Here is a 23,027-nt window from a genome sequence, read left to right as displayed (position 1 = left end):
AACTCCTAAATTTTCTAAACCTCATGTCAGGCTAAACCCAATCCGGCTGCACCAGCGCCCAAAATAACTACATACAAATTAATAAAACGGTTGAAATTCCCGCTTTTGTTTTTGTAATGGTTTCGTGTTTAGTTTCCAGGAGTACTTACAAAACAGAAAAGGACACTATTCGTGTCCTTTTCCTTTGAAGCTTTCCAATTTAACTCTGGAATTAACTTCTGATTATATTTACGCAAGCAGATCGTCAATGTTACTTCCTTTGAAAGATTTTTTTAATCAGCTTAATCCTTAGCTTTTACAAACACAAACTATCCTTCCTCAGCCAGCAAACCTGGCTATAAGAATGCCCTTTTATTTAGAATAATCTGATAAGCATTTGTTTTGCTCTTCTAAGCAAAGATAAGAAGAAACAAAATGCTTCATTAAAAAGCCAGTTCCAAACCACGGCGCCTCCTCAGACAAGTAAACTGCTCCTAAACAAAGCGTAGCAATGGGTTAAAGTTAGAGTACTCCGGCCCTAACTACTGGGCAGATTTGTTAGTTTTTCTCATTCTGTCCCTATACTTTTGTCTAAAACCTGTACCTTTCCGGCAGGCAATCTGTAGACTAACCTCAGGCAAATACCTGATTTACAGTGTATCTTTATCTTAACACTTTTCCCCATGGACGAACTTTTAGCAGCCCGACTACAAATGGCCATTTCGCTTGGCTGGCACATTGTATTTGCCTGCATTGGCATGACCATGCCCATTCTAATGGCATACAGCGAATGGAAATGGCTTCGGACTAAAGAGCAGGTATACATAGATTTGGCAAAAGCCTGGTCTAAGGGTGTGGCCATATTTTTTGCAGTGGGCGCCGTTTCAGGTACAGTTCTCTCTTTTGAACTGGGCCTGCTTTTCCCGGTTTTTATGGAACATGCCGGGCCTATTTTTGGAATGCCTTTTTCTTGGGAGGGCACGGCTTTTTTTGTAGAAGCAATTGCGCTGGGCGTTTTTCTCTACGGCTGGGACAGGCTGAACAAATGGGTACACTGGCTTTCGGGTGTAGTAGTAGGCGTATCAGGAGTGTTGTCGGGTATATTTGTGGTATCCGCCAATGCCTGGATGAACAGCCCCTCGGGCTTTACCTGGGAGAACGGGAAGGCTTCTAACATAGACCCTGTGGCAGCCATGTTTAACGATGCCTGGTTTACGCAAGCCCTGCACATGACCCTGGCGGCCTTTGTGGCCACAGCCTTTGCCGTAGCCGGTGTGCATGCTTTTTTGCTGCTCAAAAACAAGCAAAACGAATTTCATAAAACTGCAGTTAGAATTGCGCTGGCCTTTGGTGCAGTGGCAGCCTTTCTGCAGCCCATTAGCGGCGACATTTCTGCAAAAGACATTGCAGAGCGGCAACCCGCAAAGCTGGCTGCGCTGGAGGCGCTCTACCACACCAGCCAACCTGCTGACCTGGTAATTGGTGGCATTCCTAACGACCAGGAGGAACGCGTAGATTACGCGATTCATGTGCCGGGCTTTCTGAGCTTTTTGGCCCACGGCGATTTTGATGCGGAAGTAATCGGGCTAGACCAGTTCCCAAAAGATGAACGACCACCTGTACTGATTACGCACATTGCCTTTCAGATAATGGTCGGCATTGGATTTTTGCTGGCATTTGCCGGTTTCCTTTATCTCGTATTTAGTGCCCGCTGGAAGCATATGCTCTCTAAGACCTGGTGGCTATGGTTTATTGCCTGCCTTACCCCTCTCGGCTTTATTGCCGTAGAAGCCGGCTGGACGGTAACCGAAGTAGGCCGCCAACCCTGGATTATTCACGGCATCATGAAAACAAAAGATGCTGTTTCGCCTATGCCGGGGCTGCAGTACTCCCTTTACATGATATCGGTGGTGTACCTGTTGCTTACCCTCATTATTATCGGGTTAATGCGCAGGCAAATTGCAACCATTGAGACCTATTATCCATCGGCCAGAAATAAAACGGAATAAGTTATGCTGCAGATCATCATCATCATTCTAGGTGTTTCTTTTATCCTGTATACCTTATTGGGCGGGGCAGACTTTGGGGCTGGCATAGTAGAGACTTTTGCAGGCAAGAAAGGAGAGAAAATTGTCTCCAAAGCCATCGCGCCTGTTTGGGAAGCCAACCATGTGTGGCTGATTCTGGCCATTGTGATTTTGTTTACCGGTTTCCCGCTAGTATACTCCACCATTAGCGTGGCGCTGCACATTCCGCTGATGGTTATTCTCATTGGTATTGTACTACGAGGCTCCTCCTTTACTTTCCGGCACTACGATGTTGCCAACGACAAAAGCCACGCCTACTATACCATTTTCTTCAAGGCGTCGAGCTTTATTACGCCCATTTTTCTGGGCATTACGCTTGGTGCCATGATGCTGGGCGATATCAGCCTAGAGAACACAGGTAGCTTTTACCAACAATACATCAGGCCTTGGTACAATTTATTTTGCCTGACCATGGGCTTTTTTTCTGCCTCCCTTTTCGGCTATATTGCAGCTGTATTTTTAATAGGGGAAGCAGGCTACCTGATTGAGCAGAAGAGGTACATCAGAATCTCTAAAATATTCCTGTTTCTGACTATTAGCATGGGAGTACTCGTTTTTGTGGTAGCGGAACTACAGCAGCATCATTTGTTTAACGAGTTTTTTCAGTCCGGTATAAGCCTTGTTTCGTTTGGACTAGTGGTATTGCTCACGCCAGTGGTGTATTATCTATTCAGCCACCCCAACACCGTGTACTTACGGGCAGCTATTAGTGTGCAGGTTACCTTAATTATGTTAGGCTGGTTTGCCATTCAGTTCCCGATTCTGGTGTACGAAAGAAATGGCAACCACCTCACGTTTTACAACACGCAGGCTCCTACTGCCACACTGCATCAGCTCCTCCTTGCATTGTTTGTCGGTTTGCTTCTGGTAATTCCAGCCTTTTATTTTTTGTTTAAAGTATTCAAAGATAACAAGGGCCAAAATGTCAATCATTAGCGAAACAGACCCTTACCCGCCTATCTGTTAAAATGCCTCCGGAAGGCCATTTTCATTAGAAGAATCTGTAGGCTGCGCCAAATTAAAAATTAAAAACCAAGAATTAGTATGGCGCCAACATCCTCGCTTATGACGGCTATTCCCAGGTTAAAATTAAGTTGGAGGAGAACTAATAAAGTCCAGTGCTCAAAAACGCTAAAAAGCCTCTGGAAGTCCAAAATAATTAGAATAATTTGAGTGATACGGAGCGTGCTAAGCTTGACTTATGTATCACGGCAACAAGCTACGAAGCTAGCACCTCTGCCAGGTGCACCATTTGAGGCTCCACTGTCTGAGCGTTCAGCGAGTGGGGGTAGGAGCCCTCGATTTGGAGCATCTTGATTTTTTTGGTTCTTTTTGTATCAAGACAAAAAGAACAAGAAAGTAGGCAATGAAACAGCTACAGTCTCAATAAAGCAAGAAAAGCAGCTATGGGAACTTAAACAGTAAAAACTATTGCTTTCGGCTCTCGCCCACAAGATCCTTTCAGGATGACAAAAGATGAAAGGCAGGCAATATCATTCCCCCTGTCTTTTTCTCTGCATCGCTGTGAATCAAACCTTCTCCCCTACCTTACCATACTTTGCAGAAACTCCCGCACTTCACGTGTGTCGTACTCGGCCATACCCTCCTGGCGAGCCACAATTTTACCTTCGGGCGAAATAATAAAAGTGGTTGGAATAGAATTGCTGTAAAGTTCCTCCGGAAACTGACTGGCCGGCATGTACACCGGAAAAGTAAAGCCTTTTCTATCAATAAACTTCTGCACCTTCTCCTGCCCCCCATTATCTACCGACAACATGACAAAGGAAATTTTATCAGAGCCAACTTTTTCGTATAAGCCCTGGATATTGGGCATTTCGGCTACACAAGGCGGGCACCAGGTGGCCCAAATATTCAGAAACACTACTTTGCCATGCAGGCTCTCAAAATTTACAGTGTTTCCCTGCAGGTCTGTCATCTGGAAGCCGGCACCTACCATGTCTGCCGGACTGGTGGCTAAAACAGCGGCAGTCTCTGCAGCACCTGGAGTTGCTTCCGAAGCGGGTACTTCGGCCTTTTTAAACCCAGTTGCCAGCAACAGCCGCTGCACCTGCCCTATTGTTTCTGTATGGAGCCCGGTAAGGTAAAGAACAGCGAAAATAGCCACCACCACGGCCCATCCCGGAATAGCACGAAACGAAAATGTAAACTTATTCATACCGATTGCTTTTAGTTTTAATTACCGGCGCCAAATTTTTTCGGACAATGGCTACAGCAATAAGTTAAGGTAAGCTGTTTTTTCAGCCAAAGCCTAAAAAGAACTCAAAAATTTATTTCTTAGAGCTACTTCTATGCTTTATAGAACCTTTAACACGTTATTGAAGACAAGGAAAAATAGCTAATTTAGCCTGAGCGATAAACCAAGGAAGTACATTGCACCTTTACGACACCTATTCTATCCATACCCAAAGTTAAAGGAGACTGGTAGCCAAAAAATAAGACGAATGAAGATACAACAGTTTGAAGACAAAGGCTTGGCCCACTACAGTTATGCCATTTTAAGTGAAGGTCTGGGCGAAATCGTGTTAATAGACCCTGCCCGCAATCCGCAAACTTATTATGATTTTGCCGAGGCTACAAAAGCAACCATTGTGGCTGTGATAGAAACTCACCCGCATGCCGATTTTGTAAGCTCCCACCTCGAAATACACGAAACTACAGGTGCCAACATTTACGCACACAGCATGGTTGGCGCCGACTATCCTTATAAAGCTTTTGATGAAGGAGCCGTACTTGAAATTGGCAACTTAAAGCTAAAGTCGCTGCACACACCAGGTCACTCACCCGATAGCATTTGCATTGTGCTGGAGCATGAAGGCAAAGACAAAGCCGTGTTTACCGGCGACACGCTTTTTATTGGGGATGTAGGCCGGCCTGACCTGCGGGAGAGTGCCGGCAGCATGACCGCCAAGCGCGAAGAACTGGCCCACCAAATGTACCACAGCACACGCCAAAAACTGATGCACCTGGCTGACGATGTAGTGGTTTACCCCGCTCATGGCGCAGGCACTCTATGCGGAAAATCGCTAAGCGATGCCAATAGCAGCACCATAGGGGCAGAAAAAACAGGCAATTATGCCCTGCAGGAAATGAGCAAGGAAGCTTTTGTAAAACTCCTGACAGAAGACCAACCATTTGTACCAAAATACTTCGGCTACAATGTGGGCCTGAATAAACAGGGTGCACCAGCTTATAAACCAACTTTAAAAATGGTGCCCCGATTGGCTGCTAACTACCAGCCTGAAGAAGGTGCCGTAATAATTGATGCCCGCAACGAAAAGGTGTTTAAGCAGAGCCACTACAAAAGTGCTTTCAACATCCAGAACGGCACTAAATTCGAAACCTGGCTAGGTAGCATTGTAGATCCGAAAGAAAATTTTTACCTGGTAGCGGCTACCGAAGCAGAACTGGATGAACTGATTGCAAAGGCTGCCAAGATTGGGTATGAACTCCTGATAAGAGGTGCTTTTGTGCAAAGCAGACCGGCCAATGCCTCTTCTCCGGAAATAAATATTGAAGCGTTCCGTCAGAACCTGCGTGAGCATACCATAGTGGATATCCGCAATGGGTCGGAGTTTAAAGACGGGAAATATTTCGAAAATGCCATTAACATTCCGCTACCAGAGCTGCGCGAGCGGGCAACCGAAATCCCGACTGGCAAACCAGTGGTAATACACTGTGCGGCTGGTTATCGTTCTGCCGCCGGAAGCAGCATTGTAGAAGCCGCGCTACCCCAAGCACTAGTGCTGGACCTTGGTGAGGCAGTAAATAATTTTAAGAACGACAAAGAATAAAAATTAAATGGTAACAGGAAACCAATCGAAGCGTTACTAGCCGAAGTATTTGCTTCCTGTTACTCCTTCAGATAGTATAAAGACGTTGTGAGAGTATTGTATCTTACAAAATGCAAAAGCAAACCACTTCCCCTCCAGGTTTACAATTAAGTGACTGTAATGTTTGCTTATGCTTTGTTGAAAAAGGTTAGGGCTGCTGCTCAACCGGCAGCGTCACGTTTTTAACCGCACTATCGGCTCTTACCTGCGCCCGCGACTCCCTAATGCTCAGCGTATCAATAATTACCTCATAGAGCCGATCCATCTCCGCAATGTTTTCAAGGTAATAACGGTAGGTGCTACGAAACTGCTCCTCGCTTACCTCGTGCTGGTTCAGAATTTCTTTCTGATAATGATTGAACGTCATTAAAGCTGTATCGGGGTAGGTTAGGGCTCTTTCTACCCGTGCTTCTGCCGTGTGCACATCGGCCAGGATGCGTATCATTTTTTCTTCAGGAATAAAATTCGCTGGCTTTTGAGGCTTTTTTTCGCCACAGCCTATCAGGCTGATACAAAAAAGTAGGTAGAAAAGTCTTTTCACGGGTGTAAAATACGATAATTAGTCATAATTTTAAAATCTGACGCCATGCTGCAAAGCTATGAAAGAGCTGATACAAAAGCTGAGAAAATATGAGATCCGCATCCGCAAGGCCATCACCACGCAGATGCAGGGCGATTTCCATTCTGTTTTCAAAGGCACGGGGCTTGAGTTCGACGACGTAAGGGCATACCAATACGGCGACGATGTGCGTTCTATCGACTGGAACGTATCGGCAAAAGGACACGGCACTTTCGTCAAAACGTACCGGGAGGAGAAAGAGCAATCGGTGTTTCTGATGCTCGATGTAAGCGCCTCGCAAACCATCGGCACCGGGGCGCAGCAGAAAATAGACGTGGGGAAAGAAATCTGTGGCGTGCTGGCCCTGTCGGCGGCCAGGCAGCAAAGCCAGATCGGCATTATCTGCATCAGCGATAAAAAAGAAAAATACATTAAACCGGCCAAGGGCATAGAGCAGGCTTATACTATTGTTAAGGCCCTCCACGACCTGCAACCAGTTTCTACCAGAACCAGCCTTTCGGCAGGAATTAAGTTAACGCTGGACATTATAAAGCGGCGCAGCATTATTCTGCTTATTTCCGATTTTATTGATGTGGAGTACGAAAAAGAGCTGGCCATGCTTGCTAAACGCCACGACCTGATTGTGATGCAACTGCTCGATGTACGGGAACAGAAACTGCCTAATCTGGGCATTGTGCCGGTACTCGACAAAGAAACCGGCCGCACCATCTGGCTCAACACATCCGGCGAAGAGTTTAAGCGCCGCTATTTTACCCAATATGCCGAAAACCAGAAAAAGGTAGCCCGCATCTGCCAGAAGTACCAGGCCAATTACCTGGCCATTCAAACAAACGAAGATTACGTGCCACAGCTGGTCAACTTGTTCCGGCTTCGAAACAAATCATCTAAAAAGAGTGCGTAAGTATATCCTGTCTTTTATTTTATGGTTGGTGCTGCTGCTTCCCGTGCTGGGGCAAGAGCTGGCAAAGCCAGTGGGCTGGTTCAGCCGCAAATCCATTAAGCTTGGGGAATTGGTACAGTACACGCTCGTGCACCGTCACGAATCTTCCCGCGAAGTTATTTTACCCGACTCCAGCTTCAACTTCAGCCCGTTTGAGTTGGTGCAAAAAAGTTACTTTCCAACCTACACCAAGGCTGGCATCAGTACCGACAGTGCGATTTACACCCTTCGAACCTTCGAAACCGACAGCCTGCAACAACTGGCACTGCCGGTTTATGTGCTCGATGGCGAAGATACGCTGCAGGTGCTGGCAAACCCGGTATCGGTAAAACTACAGCAACTGGTGCCTCAGGTGCAGGAGCCACTTGTCTTTAAATCAGAAACAGAACTGGTTTTTGTGGAGGAACGCTTTAACTGGCCCAATTTGCTGCTCTGGACAGTAGCCGGCGTAGTTTTCCTCAGCCTGATCTGGTTTATCTTCGGGCAGGCCATCAAAACCAAATACAAGCTGTACCGCCTTCGCAAAGACCATGTGTACTTTACCTCGCGCTACAATTCGCATGTAGACCGTTTTGTAAAATCGGGGTATGGGCAGAGCTTGGAGAAGGCCGTTTCGTTGTGGAAAAATTATCTTACCAAGCTGGAGCGGAGTGCCATCAATTCCTTCACTACAAAAGAAATAGTGATGTTTTACAACGACAACGAGGAAGTAAACACCGCCCTCCGCCTCTGCGACAGGGCCATATACGGCAACATGGCCGAAGCCGACCCTGAAACAGGCAAGGCACTGCACATGCTGCGCCGCTTTGCCAAGAGCCGCTACAAACACCAACACGACCTGACCAGAAATGCTAAGACAAAGCGATAACTTGTGGGACTGGCTCAGCCCGGAATGGTTTAGCTACGGCACCCTCTCCTCTTTTGACTGGGTGTATCCAATCGTGCTATATGCTCTGCCTGCCATTCCGCTGCTTTTCCTGCTCAAAAATCTAGTCCGAGCAAATTCGCGCAACAAGCTCGACATGGCCATGTTTGAAGGCGATGTAAAATGGCACTGGACCAGCTTGCTGCGCTTTCTGCCCGACATGGTTTTTATGCTGTTTATGGCGCTGGTGCTCCTGGCGCTGGCAAGGCCCCAGCAGGTGAACGAGCAAATAGAGCAAACCGCAGAAGGCATAGACATTGTACTGATGCTGGATGTTTCGGGCTCTATGGAGCTGGCCGACATTACACCAAACCGCTTGGAAGCAGCCAAAGAAGTAGCGCTTAATTTTATTGACGGGCGGGTGCAGGACCGCATCGGGCTGGTGGTATTTGCCGGCGATGCCTACTCCCTCGCCCCCCTCACCACCGATTACCAGCTGCTGCGCGAAAACATAAACTCCATCGCCTTTAAAATGATACCCAACGATGGCACCGCCATCGGCAGCGCTCTGGCCATTGCCATAAACCGCATGCGCGAATCAAATGCCAAAAGCAAAGTGGCCATTCTGATAAGCGATGGTGAAAATACGGCCGGCAGCCTCGATCCGCTTATGGCAGCCCGACTAGCCTTTGCACATCATATCAAACTTTATACAATCGGTATCGGTAAGGATGGCCAGGTTCCGTACCAGCCAGATACCAACGGGAAATTGATTTATGTGGAATCGACCTTAGATGAAACCAGCATGCGCGAAATTGCCCGGATAGGCGAAGGTCAGTTTTTCAGAGCCGATACCAAAGACGCGTTGCAGGCTATTTTCACCAACATAGATCGCTTAGAGAAAACAGAAGTAACCGAAAAACGCTTCCGCGACACCCGCGACTATTACCAGGTGTACCTGAAGTGGGCACTGGTATTGCTCTTAGGCTGGATGCTTCTCAAAAACACCTTTATAACTAATGTACTGGAAGACTGAGATGCGGCGGCTAAACCACTACTCCGGAAAAATTAAAACGTTTTATGCAACGGTTGCGTTTTCGGGGCTAAGAAGGGCATTGTCGTATACAATTATTTTTACCTCCGGAAGGCCATTTTCATTAGAAGAATTTGCCCGACTACCAATTTCAGGACTTTGATTGTAGTTGATAAACGGTTCTTCCAGAAAGGTTTGAGAGTAGTATAGGTCTATCGCTACTTATACTTTTATGAGCAAAATTTATTTAAGTGAATAAATGCATTTTTGTTTATGCGGTTACAACATCTAAAAAAGCCGGATCATTTATTGGCTAATTCTTAAAAAAAAGTTAAACTTATTTTATATTATCAAACTACGGACATCAAAATGCCTACTATCGCTGATAATATCCTTTTTTTCGACGAGAAGCTCCGAAATACGCCTTGCCGCCTGGTAGCCGTTTCTAAAACGCACCCAGTGGCTGCAATTCAGGAAGCTTACAATGCCGGTCATCGGCTGTTTGGCGAAAACAAGGTACAAGAGCTACTGGAAAAACACGAACAGCTCCCCCACGACATTGAGTGGCACCTGATTGGGCACCTGCAAACAAATAAAGTAAAGCAGATCGCCAGCTTTGTGAACACCATACAATCTGTAGACAGCCTGAAACTACTGCAGGAAATTAACCGACGCGCCGAGGCCTGGAACAGAACCATGCCCATTAACTGCCTTCTCCAGATTTCTATTGCCGACGAAACCACTAAGTTTGGCATGAGCTACGAAGAGGCAGTAGCCCTGCTGCAATCAGAGGAGTACCAGGCCATGAAATACATTCGTATAACCGGCGTAATGGGTATTGCCACCAACACCGACAATCAAGATAAGCTACGCCAGGAGTTCAGATACTTGCGTGAGTGCTTTACCAACCTCAAAGAAACGTTCTTCTTCGCAAACCAGGATTTCACTGAAGTCTCGATGGGCATGACCTCCGATTGGGAATTGGCACTGGAAGAAGGCAGCACCATGATACGCGTAGGAAGCGGCATATTTGGTGCCCGCGACTACAGTAAATAACCCCGATCATCACAACTACTTTATACAAACACTAACTAGCATAACACCAGCACTATGACACATGATGCAGCAAGCAATGAAACCAGGTACAACCAATTCATAGAAGAGGTTGTGGCCACTGGCACCGTATGGGGGTTATCTAAAGATGACGCATGGGCTACCTCCTCCTCCGCTGACTACGAAGATGAAGATGTGATCTTGTTCTGGTCTGATGAAGATAGCGCCAAAGCCTGTGCTGAAGACGATTGGGCAACTTACCAGACAGAGTCTGTTACGCTTATGGATTTTTTAGAGAACTGGTGCGTGGGCATGTACGGCGACGAACTGATTCTGGGAACAAACTGGACGCCTGATCTTTCGGGCAAAGAGGTAGATCCGCTGATAGTGGCGCTTGATATTGTAAACCTGCTCAAAGAGCGAGGCGAAACTCTGGAATTTACCCAATACGACAATCAGGAAGAATTTGAAAAGCAATTAATCGAAGCCCTGGAAGGCGAAGAAGATTAAAGCTTACCCTGATCAGGAAGAATACGTGAAGCTGTAATGCAAAGCTATTACGGGCAGGTTCTTTCTGAATTCAGGTGTACACCACTTATAAGAAGGCCATTGCTACACATTTGCAGCAGTGGCCTTTTTTGTAATTTAACAAGCTGCTGGCAACGGCCTATGTTAACTTATTATCAAGTTTGCATCCCGATTTTATTAATTGTGCAGAACATTACAATTTTGCCGCATATCAACCCGATGCCAATGAACCGTAACCGATTCTGTTTTTTCCTTCCTTTCCTGCTGCTACTGAGCTGCACCAACCAAATGAGCAAAACCTCTCCCACTACTGCTACCTCGCTTCCTGCCTTCGATAAAGAAGGCCACCGGGGAGCCCGTGGCTTAATGCCAGAAAACACAATTCCGGCCATGCTCAAGGCGCTGGAGCTCGGCGTAACCACCCTCGAAATGGATGCACATATTACCAAAGACAAACAGGTAATACTCTCGCACGACCCCTACCTGAACCCCGATCATGTGCTCCTACCTTCCGGAGACGAAATACCTGCAGCCGATGCCAAAAAATACGTGCTCTACCAACTTGACTATGAGCAGATACGCCAGTTTGATGCAGGCTCAAAGCGCAACCCAAAGTTTCCGGAGCAGCAACCGGTAAAAACACGAAAGCCCTTGCTTGCCGATGTTATAGATGCTGTGCAGGCCCAGGTACAGCGGGAGCAACTCCCCCAACCTTTTTACAACATCGAAACCAAATCCAAAGCAAGTACCGATGGCAAAAATCACCCTGCTCCAGAAGAGTTTGTGAAATTGCTTATGCAAGTTGTGGAGGAAAAGAATATTTCTGAATGGGTCATTATTCAGTCGTTTGATGTGCGTACCCTGCAGGTAATGCAGCAGCAGTACCCGCATGTAAAAACCTCCCTGCTGGTCGAGAACCCAAAAGGCATAGACTGGAACCTGGAACAACTTGGCTTTACCCCTAACATCTACAGCCCTTATTACAAACTGGTTACCCCAAAACTGGTGGAACAAAGCCACGCCAAGGGCCTCAAAATTGTTCCCTGGACTGTAAACAAGCTCTCCGACATGCAGCAGCTGCAACAGATGGGCGTAGACGGCATTATTACAGATTATCCTAACCTGTTTCAGGAGTTGTAAGGTTTAAAGACTTTTCCCACGCATTTTAAGAACCGGTTGCAGGGCGCTGAATTATTCTAATGAAAAAGGCCTTCCGGAGAAGATTAAGTCCTTATTTTTGCATGGCTTCTTGTTTAGCCGAGTTCCTGCAAAAACTTCACCTTACGCTTACACATGACTCAGAAAATTATATTATTGGTTGCTAGTGCACTTGGTGCGCTTACTGTAATGATCGGCGCTTTTGGAGCCCATGCACTCGGCCCTATGCTCCAGGCAACTGGCCGCGCCGATACATTTGAGACAGCCGTTAAGTACCAGATGTACCACACATTAGCCCTTTTGGTTGTGGGCTTACTGCTTTTCCGTGTAGAATCTCCTGCCTTGCAAGTGGCTGCCTGGTGTTTTATATTGGGCATTTTGGTTTTCTCCGGCTCACTCTACACCCTCTGCCTAACCGGCGTTACCTGGTTAGGTGCTATTACGCCAATTGGCGGCACTCTCTTAATTGTAGGTTGGGGAGCTTTGTTTTATGCTATCGCAAAAGCACTTTAAATACATACGCTAGCATCATAAACAAAAGAGCCACCTGCAAGCAGGTGGCTCTTTTGTTTATGATAAGTTTCTTGCTACAACAGTACAAGCTTATTTATTAGCGCTCGCTGTAGATTTTGCTTTAATGTTGGTTACGATGTACACATATTTTGCGCCATCGGCACTGTTAGAGTGAACAGTGATGGCTTTTTTCTGCTGGCCCATTTTACCGGCACTGTTAAACTTAGCCGTAACGAAACCAGTTTTACCTGGCATTACAGGCTCTTTCGTCCACGATGGAGTTGTACAACCGCAGGTAACATCTACACGCTCAATTACAAGAGGTTGTGTACCAGTATTAGTAAACTTGAACACATGCTCTACTACATCGCCTTGCGTAATGTCGCCAAAGTTAAATTCAGCTTCATCAAAAGTAAGGGCAGGACCGTTGGTGGTAGCAGCTTGCTTTGCTTCGGTTTGTGCTTTGGGAGCTTGCTGGGCCATTACGCCACCAGCAGTAAGAGCAGCGAGTGCTAAGGATAATAATAATTTTTTCATGAACAGAGAGTTTTAATTTTGGGTAAAGTTGCTTGTGCTAATATACTATATTTAAACAAAAACGATGCCTCAATTGCAAATCGTATTTTTCAGTTAACCAATAACTGCGGGTTAAAGTTCAGCAAAAACAGCTCGGCCGAAGAGCGGGTAAGGGCTGTGTAAAGCCATCGGGCGAACTCCTCGTTTATCATATCATCCTTTAGGTAACCCTGGTCTACGAACACAGCGTTCCATTGGCCACCTTGTGCCTTATGGCAGGTAAGGGCGTAGGCAAATTTAACCTGCAGGGCGTTGAGGTAGGGGTTCTTTTTTAGCTCTTTGCTCCGCTCTCGCTTGTTGGTTATATCTTGGTAGTCGAGTAGCACCTCTTCGTACAGCTTTTTGTTACGGTCGGCAGGCAGCGCAGGCGCATCAGAGTAAAGCGTGTCTAACATAATCTTCACTTCCAGCTCCTCGGCATCAGGGTAATCTACAAAACGAATGCGCACATCAGCAAACCGGAATCCGTACATGTCTTCGAAATTGATGATTTTGGTGATTTCCACAAAATCGCCGTTGGCCATAAACCCGATATCTGAGCTTTTGTCGAGCCAGAAGTAGTTGTTACGCACAATCATCAGGTAATCGCCTACTCCAATCTCATCTTCCGAAGAAAAGATCTGGCGGCGGATGTGCTGGTTGTAAAGATTCGCCATTTTGTTGGACCGGCAAATAAGAATAGTACTCTCCACACCAAACTTGTCGTAGGCGTAGCGCAGGCCATCTTCTAACTTTTCACCGGTCATACGGTACATGTCGCGCCAGCCTTTGGTGCTGAGCTGTATCTCCAGTTTCTCTTTGCCTAGTTGGTTGCGCAGGTTGGTAGCGTTCATCAGAATACCAGATTCCTCGGCCTGGCGCATAACTTGTTTCAGCTCCATTTCCTGCACATGGCACCTGAACTTGTTTTTCAGGTATTCGGCGTCTAAAGAGGGGCTCATGGCTTGGTTTACGGGTGGCAACTGGGCCGTGTCGCCTATAAGTAGGAGTTTGTTGCTCTTTTTCTCGAAGGCGTATCCCAGCAGGTCCTGCAGCAGTCCGTTTTCGCCAAAGCCGCTGTCGTCGGAGATCATGGAGGCCTCATCTACAATATAAAAGGTACTTTCGGCTTTGTTGGGTTGTCGCGAAAACGAAAGCCCTTCAGAATAAGGATTGGCCGTTTGGCGGTAAATCTTTTTGTGAATGGTAAAAGCCGGCTTGCTGCTGTACGACGACATTACTTTAGCCGCACGGCCTGTTGGGGCCAGCAACACATATTTATAACCGAACTTATTCAGGATTTTTACCAGCGAGGTAACTACTGTGGTTTTACCGGTACCAGCATAGCCTTTAAGCAAAAATACCTGTCGGTCTTCCTGCTTCTGTAGTATAAACTCATCTAGCTTGGCAAAAAGCCGGGCCTGGTCCTGGGTAGGTTCAAACGGGAAACTTGTTCTTAATGCTTCTACGGGTCTCATCTAATCTTCTCTTCTTATAGCTTCTGGTGCGACGGTAGCCATGGTGGCACTGGCTTTGGCAATAAGCAGTGGAGGTTTGTCGCCTTTTACCACGTATACTTCTGCCTCGCAAAAATTTAGTCTGCTGCCTTGCTTTAGCACCCAGCCTTTGGCCAGCAGCTTCTCTCCCACCCCCGGGTTCAGGTACGATACTTTTAGCTCCACCGTCACGACATGATGTTCTTTAGGCACCAGGGTAACGGCAGAAAGGCCCGCTACAATATCGGCCATCGTGGCAATTACCCCACCATGTGCAAAGCCCATGTGCTGGCGGTGCTCAGAGCCCAGCACCAGCTCCCCCTCCAGCAGGCCTTCTTCTATTTTGGTAACACCAAAGCCCAGGTATTTCATAAACTCCTGCTGCTCCAGTTTTTGTTGTATCGTGGTTTTGAAGTCGGGGTTGTAGGTTTTAATCATATTGTAAAGCTACTAAGTATTGTGATAGCAGGTTTAAAATTAACTTGTTTACAGATATCGAGTACAATTATGGTACAATGTATTGTACAACCAACGGAATAAAGTAATATTAATACCCGAACCATATACACCCCTCTATGGAAACAATGAACCCTAAAGCTGCACTTTATGCCGACAAACTCCGTGTGCGGGTGTGTGGCATCTGTATACATAATAACAAGCTGTTACTGGTACGGCACCAGTCCACTGTTGGCAACAAAGCCTTTTGGGCTCCTCCGGGCGGTGGCCTCTCCTATTCCGAAACAGTTGAGAATTGCCTTGTTCGCGAGTTCGAAGAAGAAACAGGACTGCGAGTGGCTGTAAAGCGTTTTTTATTTGTTAACGAATTTCTGCAGGAGCCGCTGCACGCGCTGGAGCTCTTTTTTGAAGTTGATATATTAGGAGGCGAACTTATAAAAGGCACAGATCCTGAGTCGGCTATAGACCAACAACTGATAGAAGAAGTAACATTTCTCAGCCGCGAAGAAATAAACGAACTTCCGGTACAGGATAAGCACCGCATTTTGCAGTACCTCTTCTCGCTCGATGATCTACTGGGGCTGCCGCACTACTTTTTACAAAGCTGACGGACAGCAGCACAAAACTAATAATTTTAGCTCAAAAACTCAAAATACTATTTTATTTAGCATTTCGATTGATAATGCGATGCCAGCTTCGTAAATTTAATTTATGATAAAGGCAGAGGAATTTCTGAAAGGACGCGGCGCACAATACAACCCGGCAAACCCATACCTGAAGCAGGAGTATGTTGCGGAGCATGTAGAAGGGCTGGATGAGCCAATGCTCTTCAACACGAAAACAGAGTACCTTGTAGAGCACCCTAAAAAGATCGTAAATAAAGTTGAGAGTCCTGATATTGGGCTATCGTACTCGCTGAACCCATACCAGGGCTGTGAGCATGGCTGCATTTACTGCTATGCCCGCAACACCCACCAATATTGGGGCTACGGGGCCGGCCTCGACTTTGAACGTAAAATTATTGTAAAAGAAAACGCACCCGAGGTGCTGGCGGCTCAGCTGGAAAACTCTAACTACCAGGTTATGCCGCTCATGCTTGCCGGCAACACCGACTGCTACCAACCTATAGAAGCAAAAAAACTCCTGACTCGCCGCATACTCGAAGTGCTGTTACAATACCGCCACCCGGTGAGTATTATTACCAAAAATGCGCTTATACTCCGCGATCTTGACCTGTTGCAGGAACTCAACAAGCTCGACCTGCTCCACGTGAACATCAGCATTACCACCCTCGACGAAAAGCTGCGCCAGAAACTGGAGCCGCGTACTGCAGCCGGAGCCAAACGCCTGCAGGTGGTGCAAACACTTGCCAAGGCCACTATTCCTGTAAATGTGATGGTAGCTCCTATTATTCCAGGCCTGAACGATTACGAAATCCCCACTATTATAAAGCAATCGGCAGAGGCTGGAGCCAGCCACGCTGCTTACACCATGGTGCGGCTCAACGGCAGCATCGGCCCTATATTCGAAGATTGGATCAGGCAGGCCTTTCCGGATAGAGCTGATAAAGTACTCAGCCAGATAGCAGATTGCCACGGAGGCAAATTAAACGACAGCCGCTTTGGTGTGCGCATGAGCGGAGAAGGCAAATTTGCCGAAGCCATTGCCAGACTATTCCGGCTTAGCCGCCAGAAATACATGGCTGGTCGGTCCATGAAACCTTACAATTATAACCACTTCTGCAGAAAAGCAGGCAAGCAGCTGGGGCTGTTTTAGAGGCTAAGAAAAAACATTTTAGGGCAGATAATACACTTTGCTGAAGTACAAGCTGGCGTTACCTTACCTCATACTTTTAAATTTACCATAATTTACAGCCCCGGATGCTCCCCATGTACATCAACCTGTAGTGTATTTCTACTTTATTGTTAGCACATTAAGGTAAAGATTAGGGCACCAAGTACATTGTTTGCAGCACTGCCTGAATTAGGTTATTTTATTGGATCTCTTGCCATTAGCCATGCTACAAAACCCTTTAGCTGTAGACCCTACCGTAGATGTTATTTTTAAAATCTGCAGTGGCGTCTTCTGGACCATCACTTACCTGCTTATTCTGCGCCGGGGCTTTATAGACAAAAGCTATGGCATGCCCATGGTTGCCTTGTGCGCGAATATTTCGTGGGAGTTTATTTTTTCATTTGTATATCCACACAGCAAGCCTCAGCTTTACATCGATTATGTGTGGTTAGCATTTGATCTGGGAATTCTGGTGCAGTACTTCCTTTATGGAAGAAAATATTTCCAGGAGCTTTTACCACGTAAGCTGTTCTTCCCTACCTATTTGCTTACTCTGGCAATTGCAGCCCTCATCATCCTGCTGATGTCGCGTGAGTTTAACGATTATATTGGCATATATGCGGCCTTTAGCCAAAACCTGCTGATGTCTGTGCTGTTCATTCACCTGCTCCTGAGGCGGAAAAGTCCAACCGGACAATCGCTTTACATTGCTCTGAGCAAAATGATCGGGACTATGTTCCCTTCGCTGCTGTTCTACATGTACTTTCCGCAATCTTACTTGCTGGTTGTGCTGTACATCAGCATTTTTGTCATCGACTTGGTTTACGTCCTCCTCCTTTATTTCCAGACGAAGGCCGCAGGCATAAATCCGTGGGCACGGTTGTAGGGCTCAGAGCAAGCACCTATCCTAAAGACCTTGCCCTTGACAAGGCTAAAATGCCTCTGGAAGGCTTTTTTGATTAGCAGAATTAGCGTTGACAAAAAAAAGCTGGAACAGGTTGTGGCCTGCTCCAGCTTGTGTGTCTTCAAAATTTGTTTTCGGAAGGAATTAGAGTGCTCCTTTTACTTTGTCTAGTAGAGAGGCATCTCCTCCGTAATGTTCAATTTGTTCTTTCTGGGCATGGCCACGTGGATCTGGCGGACCAAGTTGCGGTTCCTGGCCCTGCGGCGTAATGCGTACTGCCGTGAATTCTCCTTTTCCGTCCATTGATGGACCTGAAGTGAACCGGCCCTGCACATCAGCATCTGCCTCGATGTTGGTAGAAAAGAACTTATAGTTAAACTCCTGGTTCTCCAGCTCCTGCGGGAAGCTGTTCGGGATAGGATGCACATTTTTAAGGCCACCTAGTTCTTCTATTACCGCCAGCCACTGGTTTTGGTGCATGGTATCGCGGGCGATCAGGAATGAGAGCATGTCTTTCATGCCGGGATCGTCTGTAGCTTCCCAGAGGCGCGTGGCCAGCACGCGGCCTGTAGACTCAGCCATCACATTAGCATACATATCGGCTGCTATGTTTCCGCTGCCTACAACCCAGGAGCCGTTAAAAGGAACACCATTGCTATCTACAGCCATGGCTGCCATGCCAGAAGATAATATGTGGCGAGGGTCCATGCCACCAAGTATGGCTCCAACCATTTTATCTTTCGCCATTTCATCTTTCAAAGTAGCAGGAGCTCCTTCCAGGTTCAGAGCAACAGCCGTGGCCAGCATTTCGATGTGCGCAATTTCCTCGGTGCCGGTGTCTAACAGCATGTCGCGGTATTTAACAGGTCCTCTGCTGCCCCAGGCCTGAAACAGGTACTGCAGGCACACTCTAATTTCACCTTCTATTCCTCCAATAGCTTGTTGTAGCATTCTTGCGAATGTTGGATTGGGCTTTTCTACCCGTACGCGGTACTGCAACTTTTTATCGTGATAAAACATAGCATAAGTGTTTAGTTAAACATGCTTATTTAGTACGGCACCTGCAGCTCACAGTTGTAAATTAAGCTAAATCAGTATATATTTAGTTATATTACGTAAAAATACTTATACTATACAAAACACTGATTTTTAGTTTCTTCATAAATGGTCATGTATATCGTAAGTACAATTACTATAACCTAGCAGCCAAGTAGAATTATACCAAAACGCACCTCCTGAAGGGTAAAATCATTAGAATAATTCGGAAAAGATGGGCGGAAGTAGGTAGATCACCGGCTGAGCGGCAGTAAAAAACGAGTGCAATGTTATGATTTTGTTTTCTGAAACTTCACCAACAAAATATAGTAGTAGATTGCAAGGACTGAGGCAGGTATTGGTAATAAAAGTAATTTAAAGAAGTTGATGGAAGAAGGACAAGATTTGGTGGTAAATAACTGGGCGGAGGTACAGGCTGCCTTATTTGACCACAGCTGGAACGATAAAATTAACCGGTTTCGCTCTAATTATGTGTACAGGGGCACCTGGAGCAAAAATCATCAGCTTTCGACCAGCATTACCCGCCTGGGCGACCAATACGCTGATCTGGAGCAACACATTCTCCGCAATTTCAGGAAGTATGCGCACAGCAACGCTTCCCCCGGCGACTCCATTTGGAATTGGCTGGCGGTGGCCCAGCACCATGGCCTGCCTACTCGCCTCCTCGACTGGACCTACTCTCCACTGGTAGCCCTTCATTTTGTAACCCAAGATTTGTCTAAGTACCATGAAGATGGCGTGGTATGGTGCGTCAACTACGTAAAATCGAGAGATTACCTGCCCGTGCCTCTCAAAAAGGCTCTGGATAGCGAAGGCTCCAACGTATTTACGCCAGAGGTGCTGCAACCTGTGTGCCCTACGCTCCGGGAACTGGCTAATTTTCAACAGGACGAATTTGTACTGTTCCTGGAGCCGCCATCGCTGGATGCGCGTATTGTGCACCAATATGCGCTTTTTTCTCTTATGTCGGAGGTAACCGCCGATATGAGCCATTGGCTGCAACAGCACAAAGAGCTTTATTTTAGGGTTATTATTCCGGCTAAAGTTAAATGGGAAATACGTGATAAGCTGGACCAGGCCAATATTACTGAAAGAGTGCTAATGCCAGGGCTTTCAGGCCTGAGTGAGTGGCTGAAGCGGCATTATACCCACAAATATTTAGAGCAGAAAATAGATCCGGCCCAGCAGGTATAGCATGTAGCGAAGCGTTGTAAACAAGCAGGTTAGGCAAAAGAAGTATCGCCGATTTTATTTTGCCTAAAACAAAGACTAGTGCGGTCAGCATCATATTTCTTGATATTTTTGCTTTACACTTAGACTGTCTGTTGTCGGCTACAGTATCCCGTATACACTGACTTCGCTACACCCACACATCTGTACCATCATGAGAATGATCCGACAATTTTTAAATGACCTGTTCCTAAACTCCCTCCGTCTAGCGCCAATAAAAGTTCGACAACAGCATCGGCTTCTGCAGTTGCCTGTGTGGCTGCTTGGCATGGCGCTGGTTTGCGCCTGCAACACCGACACGGAACCAGTGCAGGAAACCACTCCTACAGAGGAGGCCGTAACTCCCGCACCAGATACCAGCGCTGCTGGGGTTGCTCCACCTAAAGAAGAAGCAACCCCAGCCCCTGCCCCTGATACACTTTACACGCATCCCGGTCCCAGACCTTTGCCTGGTGCTATTTTGCCAGCACAACGTATTGTGGCCTTTTACGGCAATTTGCTTTCTAAACGCATGGGCATTTTAGGCGAGCTTCCTCCCGACCAGATGCTGGCGCAGCTAGACAAAGAAGTAGCTAATTGGGAAGAAGCTGACTCTTTAACACCCGTAAAACCAGCTTTACACGCCATAGTAGTTACGGCTCAGGGGCAACCGGGCAGGGGCAACAAGTACCGCCTCCGCATGACTGATAAAATGATAGAAGATGTGCTGGAGATAGCTAAACAGCGCGATGCCCTTGTTTTTCTGGATGTACAGGTGGGGCAGAGCACGCTTCAGGAGGAGTTGCCCAGGCTTAGTCCTTTCCTGGCTTTACCTAATGTGCACCTTGGCATAGATGCGGAGTTTGCCATGAAAGAGGGTGGCGTACCTGGCAAGCGCGTTGGCAGCTTCGATGCGGCCGATATAAACTATGCCACCGGTATGCTGGCCGATCTGGTAAACGAGCACCAGCTGCCCCCTAAGCTCCTGATCATACACCGCTTTACCCAGCGTATGATCACAAATTACCAGAATATCAACCTAAAGGAGCAGGTACAAATCGTGATGCACATGGACGGTTGGGGCCCTCCTGCACTTAAAAAAGACACCTACAGGCGATATATTCAGAAAGAGCCGGTGCAGTTTACAGGTTTTAAGATTTTTTACAAAAACGATTCGCGCAACGGCTCCCGACTTTTGTCGCCCTCCGAAATACTGCAGCTAGAGCCAAAGCCAGTTTATATTCAGTATCAGTAAGAGATACCCCTAGGCCTTCAAAAGCTCATTATAGCTCCGGAAGGCCTTTTTTATTAGAATAATTCAGGTATTGGAAAGAACAGATAACGGGTTGCCATCACAGCACTGTTTACAGCTGCCTACTGTACTCCTGAAAAAGGGTACCTTTGCAGGTTTTGTCCAAAACAGCATGTTAGCCTGCCCTCCCAAGGCAGCAACACAACCAGAGAAGCTTTTACACACTGAGCCTACACGAGGAAAAGAAATAGCAGGTACAGCCAGATTCCGAGGAGGAAATTAAAAAGGAGTAGAAATTACTCTAATGAAAAAGGCCTTCCGGAGGTAAATTTTACTTTTTTCGGTTAGGGCCTGCCACTTCCCGATAAGTCACCTGGTCAGGGTCTTGAACCTTAAACCAGCGGCTGAATACGTATTAATTCAGATCAACTAACGTTCTACAGGCTATAAAATTACTTTATAAAGTTATTAATATTATCGAAATTACAGGGATAGAGGGCTTCATAAAAAACTTTAAAATTTTTAAATAAAAATGAGTAGAAAGGCTCGGAATTTGCGTTATCATTCAAAAGCAGCTAGCTGTATTATGAAATTTCTATAAAAAGGCCCCTATTGCCGCCACTATTTATTAACTTTTTGCCACATGACGTCAAAGCTAAAACCGCAGAATCTCGCTCGATTTTTAGTGCGATTTATACAGATCATCATCGTTTTCCCGCTGGCAGTTCTGATAAGCTTTTACCTTCCACCAGTTAGTTTTATCGATTATGAGATGAATTTTTTGCTTTGCGTTGTAATTGCAGCTATTCTGTCTGTTGCCATTACGGCCATTAGCCGCAAACTAATTGTAGTCATGTTCTTTGCCATGTTCGGCTTTATTTTCTTCAGCAGCGCCTTTACCAGTTACTCCGTAGATAATTTATATTCTGATTACAACGCCATGCTGGTGAACATGACCAGCAGCACCAACAAGGTATCTTATTTTAAGCCGATTAGAGGTACCTATTTTCAGGAACGCCGGGTAAAAAGCGCTATGCAGCCTACTCACCCTGTAGTGCGAAATTTCGCTGTAGAAAACTCCACCCGTTATTTTCATGACGAGTACTACCGCAAACATGGCAAGCTTGTACGCTACTTCTCATTGTTTAAGCACATTCGCCTGAACTGGAAGTATGTAAACGACCCTGTTGGACTAGATTACTACTCGCCTCCAACAGAGAGCATTAGCCTGCTGGCCGGCGATTGCGATGATTATGCTATTTTGATGGCTTCTTCTATTATGGCCATAGGCGGTGAGGCTAGGGTTGTGATCAGCAGCAGCCACATGTACACCGAAGTAAAAGTGGGCAAGGTAGAAGACCTGGATAATATTGGCTATGTAGTGCGCACCTTGTTCCCCGATGAAGTAAACGGCGGTAAAATCCACTTCCACGAAACCAACGGCGACCTCTGGATTAACTTCGATTACACAGCTCACTACCCGGGCGGTCCGTTTCTGGAGCCTGAACTTTACAGTGTAATTTCTTTTAACAGATAATCAACCCGTACATTTAGACGTACCTAATTAGCAGCCACCTTGATTTGTGGCTGCTAATTAAAGCTTATTCTGAAAATATAGTAGTAGGAACAAAACAGAGCGGCCGGCTCTTTATTCTAGTATGCAAACTACTAATGATAAAGAACCAAACCGCTCCGAATATTTACCCTTAACGAGTCTT

Annotated in this window: 22 protein-coding genes; 16 read left to right on the top strand and 6 right to left on the bottom strand. The window is 46.4% G+C overall.

Features of this window, described 5'->3' with window-relative positions; genetic code table 11:
* Nucleotides 1-662 precede the first annotated feature (662 nt).
* Together ACMA1I_RS14660 and ACMA1I_RS14655 are read left to right on the top strand one after the other, a co-directional pair.
* Nucleotides 663-1,988: a cytochrome ubiquinol oxidase subunit I gene (locus tag ACMA1I_RS14660; RefSeq protein ID WP_337069131.1), complete on the top strand. Its 1,326-nt coding sequence runs from the start codon at nt 663-665 to the stop codon at nt 1,986-1,988.
* Nucleotides 1,989-1,991: 3 nt separating this feature from the next.
* The gene (locus ACMA1I_RS14655) at nt 1,992-3,002 is read left to right on the top strand and encodes a cytochrome d ubiquinol oxidase subunit II (protein WP_337069130.1); all 1,011 of its coding nucleotides are present in this window, start codon (nt 1,992-1,994) and stop codon (nt 3,000-3,002) included.
* A gap of 607 nt (nt 3,003-3,609) precedes the next feature.
* Here ACMA1I_RS14655 and ACMA1I_RS14650 read toward each other — a convergent pair.
* The gene (locus ACMA1I_RS14650) at nt 3,610-4,242 is read right to left on the bottom strand and encodes a TlpA disulfide reductase family protein (RefSeq protein WP_337069129.1); all 633 of its coding nucleotides are present in this window, start codon (nt 4,240-4,242) and stop codon (nt 3,610-3,612) included.
* 286 nt (nt 4,243-4,528) lie between these two features.
* On the opposite strand from ACMA1I_RS14650, the gene ACMA1I_RS14645 reads away from it, so the two are divergent.
* Entirely contained in the window at nt 4,529-5,878 is a 1,350-nt protein-coding gene (locus ACMA1I_RS14645) for an MBL fold metallo-hydrolase (RefSeq protein ID WP_337069128.1), read from the top strand.
* A gap of 187 nt (nt 5,879-6,065) precedes the next feature.
* On the opposite strand, the gene ACMA1I_RS14640 is transcribed toward ACMA1I_RS14645, so the two are convergent.
* Nucleotides 6,066-6,458: a DUF4296 domain-containing protein gene (locus ACMA1I_RS14640; RefSeq protein WP_337069127.1), complete on the bottom strand. Its 393-nt coding sequence runs from the start codon at nt 6,456-6,458 to the stop codon at nt 6,066-6,068.
* 58 nt (nt 6,459-6,516) lie between these two features.
* Here ACMA1I_RS14640 and ACMA1I_RS14635 point away from each other — a divergent pair, with 58 nt between their 5' ends.
* The 7 genes from ACMA1I_RS14635 (at nt 6,517) to ACMA1I_RS14605 (ending at nt 12,587) form a co-directional block, all read left to right on the top strand.
* Complete coding sequence (locus ACMA1I_RS14635) at nt 6,517-7,398, top strand: DUF58 domain-containing protein (protein ID WP_337069126.1); 882 nt, start codon at nt 6,517-6,519, stop codon at nt 7,396-7,398.
* Complete coding sequence (locus ACMA1I_RS14630; protein WP_337069125.1) at nt 7,391-8,305, top strand: hypothetical protein; 915 nt, start codon at nt 7,391-7,393, stop codon at nt 8,303-8,305. The genes ACMA1I_RS14635 and ACMA1I_RS14630 overlap by 8 nt, the downstream gene beginning before the upstream one ends.
* Nucleotides 8,286-9,338 carry a VWA domain-containing protein gene (locus tag ACMA1I_RS14625; protein ID WP_337069124.1) on the top strand — a complete coding sequence of 351 codons (1,053 nt, stop codon included), beginning with the start codon at nt 8,286-8,288 and terminating at the stop codon, nt 9,336-9,338. The genes ACMA1I_RS14630 and ACMA1I_RS14625 overlap by 20 nt, the downstream gene beginning before the upstream one ends.
* Before the next feature lie 366 nt (nt 9,339-9,704).
* Entirely contained in the window at nt 9,705-10,391 is a 687-nt protein-coding gene (locus ACMA1I_RS14620; protein ID WP_337069123.1) for a YggS family pyridoxal phosphate-dependent enzyme, read from the top strand.
* 54 nt (nt 10,392-10,445) lie between these two features.
* A complete protein-coding gene (locus ACMA1I_RS14615; protein ID WP_337069122.1) occupies nt 10,446-10,898 on the top strand; it encodes a DUF2750 domain-containing protein in 453 nt (150 codons plus the stop codon).
* 243 nt (nt 10,899-11,141) lie between these two features.
* A complete protein-coding gene (locus ACMA1I_RS14610) occupies nt 11,142-12,056 on the top strand; it encodes a glycerophosphodiester phosphodiesterase (RefSeq protein WP_337069121.1) in 915 nt (304 codons plus the stop codon).
* Between the two features lie 153 nt (nt 12,057-12,209).
* On the top strand, nt 12,210-12,587 hold the full coding sequence (locus ACMA1I_RS14605) for a DUF423 domain-containing protein (RefSeq protein WP_337069120.1): 378 nt from the start codon (nt 12,210-12,212) through the stop codon (nt 12,585-12,587).
* A gap of 90 nt (nt 12,588-12,677) precedes the next feature.
* On the opposite strand, the gene ACMA1I_RS14600 is transcribed toward ACMA1I_RS14605, so the two are convergent.
* The 3 genes from ACMA1I_RS14600 to ACMA1I_RS14590 all read right to left on the bottom strand — a co-directional run bounded on the left by ACMA1I_RS14600 (nt 12,678) and on the right by ACMA1I_RS14590 (nt 15,076).
* Nucleotides 12,678-13,124 (bottom strand): DUF1573 domain-containing protein, encoded by a 447-nt coding sequence (locus ACMA1I_RS14600; protein ID WP_337069119.1) that lies wholly within the window; start codon nt 13,122-13,124, stop codon nt 12,678-12,680.
* Between the two features lie 89 nt (nt 13,125-13,213).
* Nucleotides 13,214-14,620, bottom strand: a complete 1,407-nt coding sequence (locus ACMA1I_RS14595; protein ID WP_337069118.1) for an ATP-dependent DNA helicase — start codon at nt 14,618-14,620, stop codon at nt 13,214-13,216.
* Entirely contained in the window at nt 14,621-15,076 is a 456-nt protein-coding gene (locus ACMA1I_RS14590; RefSeq protein WP_337069117.1) for a PaaI family thioesterase, read from the bottom strand.
* 137 nt (nt 15,077-15,213) lie between these two features.
* Here ACMA1I_RS14590 and ACMA1I_RS14585 point away from each other — a divergent pair, with 137 nt between their 5' ends.
* The 3 genes from ACMA1I_RS14585 (at nt 15,214) to ACMA1I_RS14575 (ending at nt 17,774) form a co-directional block, all read left to right on the top strand.
* Nucleotides 15,214-15,702 carry an NUDIX hydrolase gene (locus ACMA1I_RS14585; protein WP_337069116.1) on the top strand — a complete coding sequence of 163 codons (489 nt, stop codon included), beginning with the start codon at nt 15,214-15,216 and terminating at the stop codon, nt 15,700-15,702.
* A gap of 103 nt (nt 15,703-15,805) precedes the next feature.
* Nucleotides 15,806-16,870, top strand: a complete 1,065-nt coding sequence (locus ACMA1I_RS14580) for a PA0069 family radical SAM protein (RefSeq protein WP_337069115.1) — start codon at nt 15,806-15,808, stop codon at nt 16,868-16,870.
* Nucleotides 16,871-17,111: 241 nt separating this feature from the next.
* Nucleotides 17,112-17,774 carry a hypothetical protein gene (locus tag ACMA1I_RS14575; RefSeq protein ID WP_337069114.1) on the top strand — a complete coding sequence of 221 codons (663 nt, stop codon included), beginning with the start codon at nt 17,112-17,114 and terminating at the stop codon, nt 17,772-17,774.
* A gap of 162 nt (nt 17,775-17,936) precedes the next feature.
* Here the strand turns inward: ACMA1I_RS14575 and ACMA1I_RS14570 are convergent, their stop codons facing one another.
* On the bottom strand, nt 17,937-18,812 hold the full coding sequence (locus ACMA1I_RS14570) for a manganese catalase family protein (protein ID WP_337069113.1): 876 nt from the start codon (nt 18,810-18,812) through the stop codon (nt 17,937-17,939).
* 402 nt (nt 18,813-19,214) lie between these two features.
* On the opposite strand from ACMA1I_RS14570, the gene ACMA1I_RS14565 reads away from it, so the two are divergent.
* From ACMA1I_RS14565 to ACMA1I_RS14555, 3 genes are all read left to right on the top strand, one after another.
* Nucleotides 19,215-20,042, top strand: a complete 828-nt coding sequence (locus ACMA1I_RS14565) for an FRG domain-containing protein (protein ID WP_337069112.1) — start codon at nt 19,215-19,217, stop codon at nt 20,040-20,042.
* A 196-nt stretch (nt 20,043-20,238) separates the two neighbouring features.
* Entirely contained in the window at nt 20,239-21,312 is a 1,074-nt protein-coding gene (locus ACMA1I_RS14560; RefSeq protein ID WP_337069111.1) for a hypothetical protein, read from the top strand.
* A gap of 640 nt (nt 21,313-21,952) precedes the next feature.
* A complete protein-coding gene (locus ACMA1I_RS14555) occupies nt 21,953-22,846 on the top strand; it encodes a transglutaminase (RefSeq protein WP_337069110.1) in 894 nt (297 codons plus the stop codon).
* Nucleotides 22,847-23,027 lie beyond the last annotated feature (181 nt).

It is taken from the genome of Pontibacter sp. 13R65 (assembly GCF_047525655.1).
Taxonomy (GTDB): Bacteria; Bacteroidota; Bacteroidia; order Cytophagales; family Hymenobacteraceae; genus Pontibacter.
Note: the sequence above shows the minus strand (reverse complement) of the source record. Positions and strands in the feature narration are given on the sequence as shown.

What these genes read in the sequence shown, in the direction of transcription:
- ACMA1I_RS14660 (WP_337069131.1), top strand. Translation starts at nt 663, where the DNA reads ATGGACGAACTTTTAGCAGCCCGACTACAAATGGCCATTTCGCTTGGC.
- ACMA1I_RS14655 (WP_337069130.1), top strand. Translation starts at nt 1,992, where the DNA reads ATGCTGCAGATCATCATCATCATTCTAGGTGTTTCTTTTATCCTGTAT.
- ACMA1I_RS14650 (WP_337069129.1), bottom strand. Translation starts at nt 4,242, where the DNA reads ATGAATAAGTTTACATTTTCGTTTCGTGCTATTCCGGGATGGGCCGTG.
- ACMA1I_RS14645 (WP_337069128.1), top strand. Translation starts at nt 4,529, where the DNA reads ATGAAGATACAACAGTTTGAAGACAAAGGCTTGGCCCACTACAGTTAT.
- ACMA1I_RS14635 (WP_337069126.1), top strand. Translation starts at nt 6,517, where the DNA reads ATGAAAGAGCTGATACAAAAGCTGAGAAAATATGAGATCCGCATCCGC.
- ACMA1I_RS14625 (WP_337069124.1), top strand. Translation starts at nt 8,286, where the DNA reads ATGCTAAGACAAAGCGATAACTTGTGGGACTGGCTCAGCCCGGAATGG.
- ACMA1I_RS14620 (WP_337069123.1), top strand. Translation starts at nt 9,705, where the DNA reads ATGCCTACTATCGCTGATAATATCCTTTTTTTCGACGAGAAGCTCCGA.
- ACMA1I_RS14615 (WP_337069122.1), top strand. Translation starts at nt 10,446, where the DNA reads ATGACACATGATGCAGCAAGCAATGAAACCAGGTACAACCAATTCATA.
- ACMA1I_RS14610 (WP_337069121.1), top strand. Translation starts at nt 11,142, where the DNA reads ATGAACCGTAACCGATTCTGTTTTTTCCTTCCTTTCCTGCTGCTACTG.
- ACMA1I_RS14605 (WP_337069120.1), top strand. Translation starts at nt 12,210, where the DNA reads ATGACTCAGAAAATTATATTATTGGTTGCTAGTGCACTTGGTGCGCTT.
- ACMA1I_RS14600 (WP_337069119.1), bottom strand. Translation starts at nt 13,124, where the DNA reads ATGAAAAAATTATTATTATCCTTAGCACTCGCTGCTCTTACTGCTGGT.
- ACMA1I_RS14595 (WP_337069118.1), bottom strand. Translation starts at nt 14,620, where the DNA reads ATGAGACCCGTAGAAGCATTAAGAACAAGTTTCCCGTTTGAACCTACC.
- ACMA1I_RS14590 (WP_337069117.1), bottom strand. Translation starts at nt 15,076, where the DNA reads ATGATTAAAACCTACAACCCCGACTTCAAAACCACGATACAACAAAAA.
- ACMA1I_RS14585 (WP_337069116.1), top strand. Translation starts at nt 15,214, where the DNA reads ATGGAAACAATGAACCCTAAAGCTGCACTTTATGCCGACAAACTCCGT.
- ACMA1I_RS14580 (WP_337069115.1), top strand. Translation starts at nt 15,806, where the DNA reads ATGATAAAGGCAGAGGAATTTCTGAAAGGACGCGGCGCACAATACAAC.
- ACMA1I_RS14575 (WP_337069114.1), top strand. Translation starts at nt 17,112, where the DNA reads ATGCTACAAAACCCTTTAGCTGTAGACCCTACCGTAGATGTTATTTTT.
- ACMA1I_RS14570 (WP_337069113.1), bottom strand. Translation starts at nt 18,812, where the DNA reads ATGTTTTATCACGATAAAAAGTTGCAGTACCGCGTACGGGTAGAAAAG.
- ACMA1I_RS14565 (WP_337069112.1), top strand. Translation starts at nt 19,215, where the DNA reads ATGGAAGAAGGACAAGATTTGGTGGTAAATAACTGGGCGGAGGTACAG.
- ACMA1I_RS14560 (WP_337069111.1), top strand. Translation starts at nt 20,239, where the DNA reads ATGATCCGACAATTTTTAAATGACCTGTTCCTAAACTCCCTCCGTCTA.
- ACMA1I_RS14555 (WP_337069110.1), top strand. Translation starts at nt 21,953, where the DNA reads ATGACGTCAAAGCTAAAACCGCAGAATCTCGCTCGATTTTTAGTGCGA.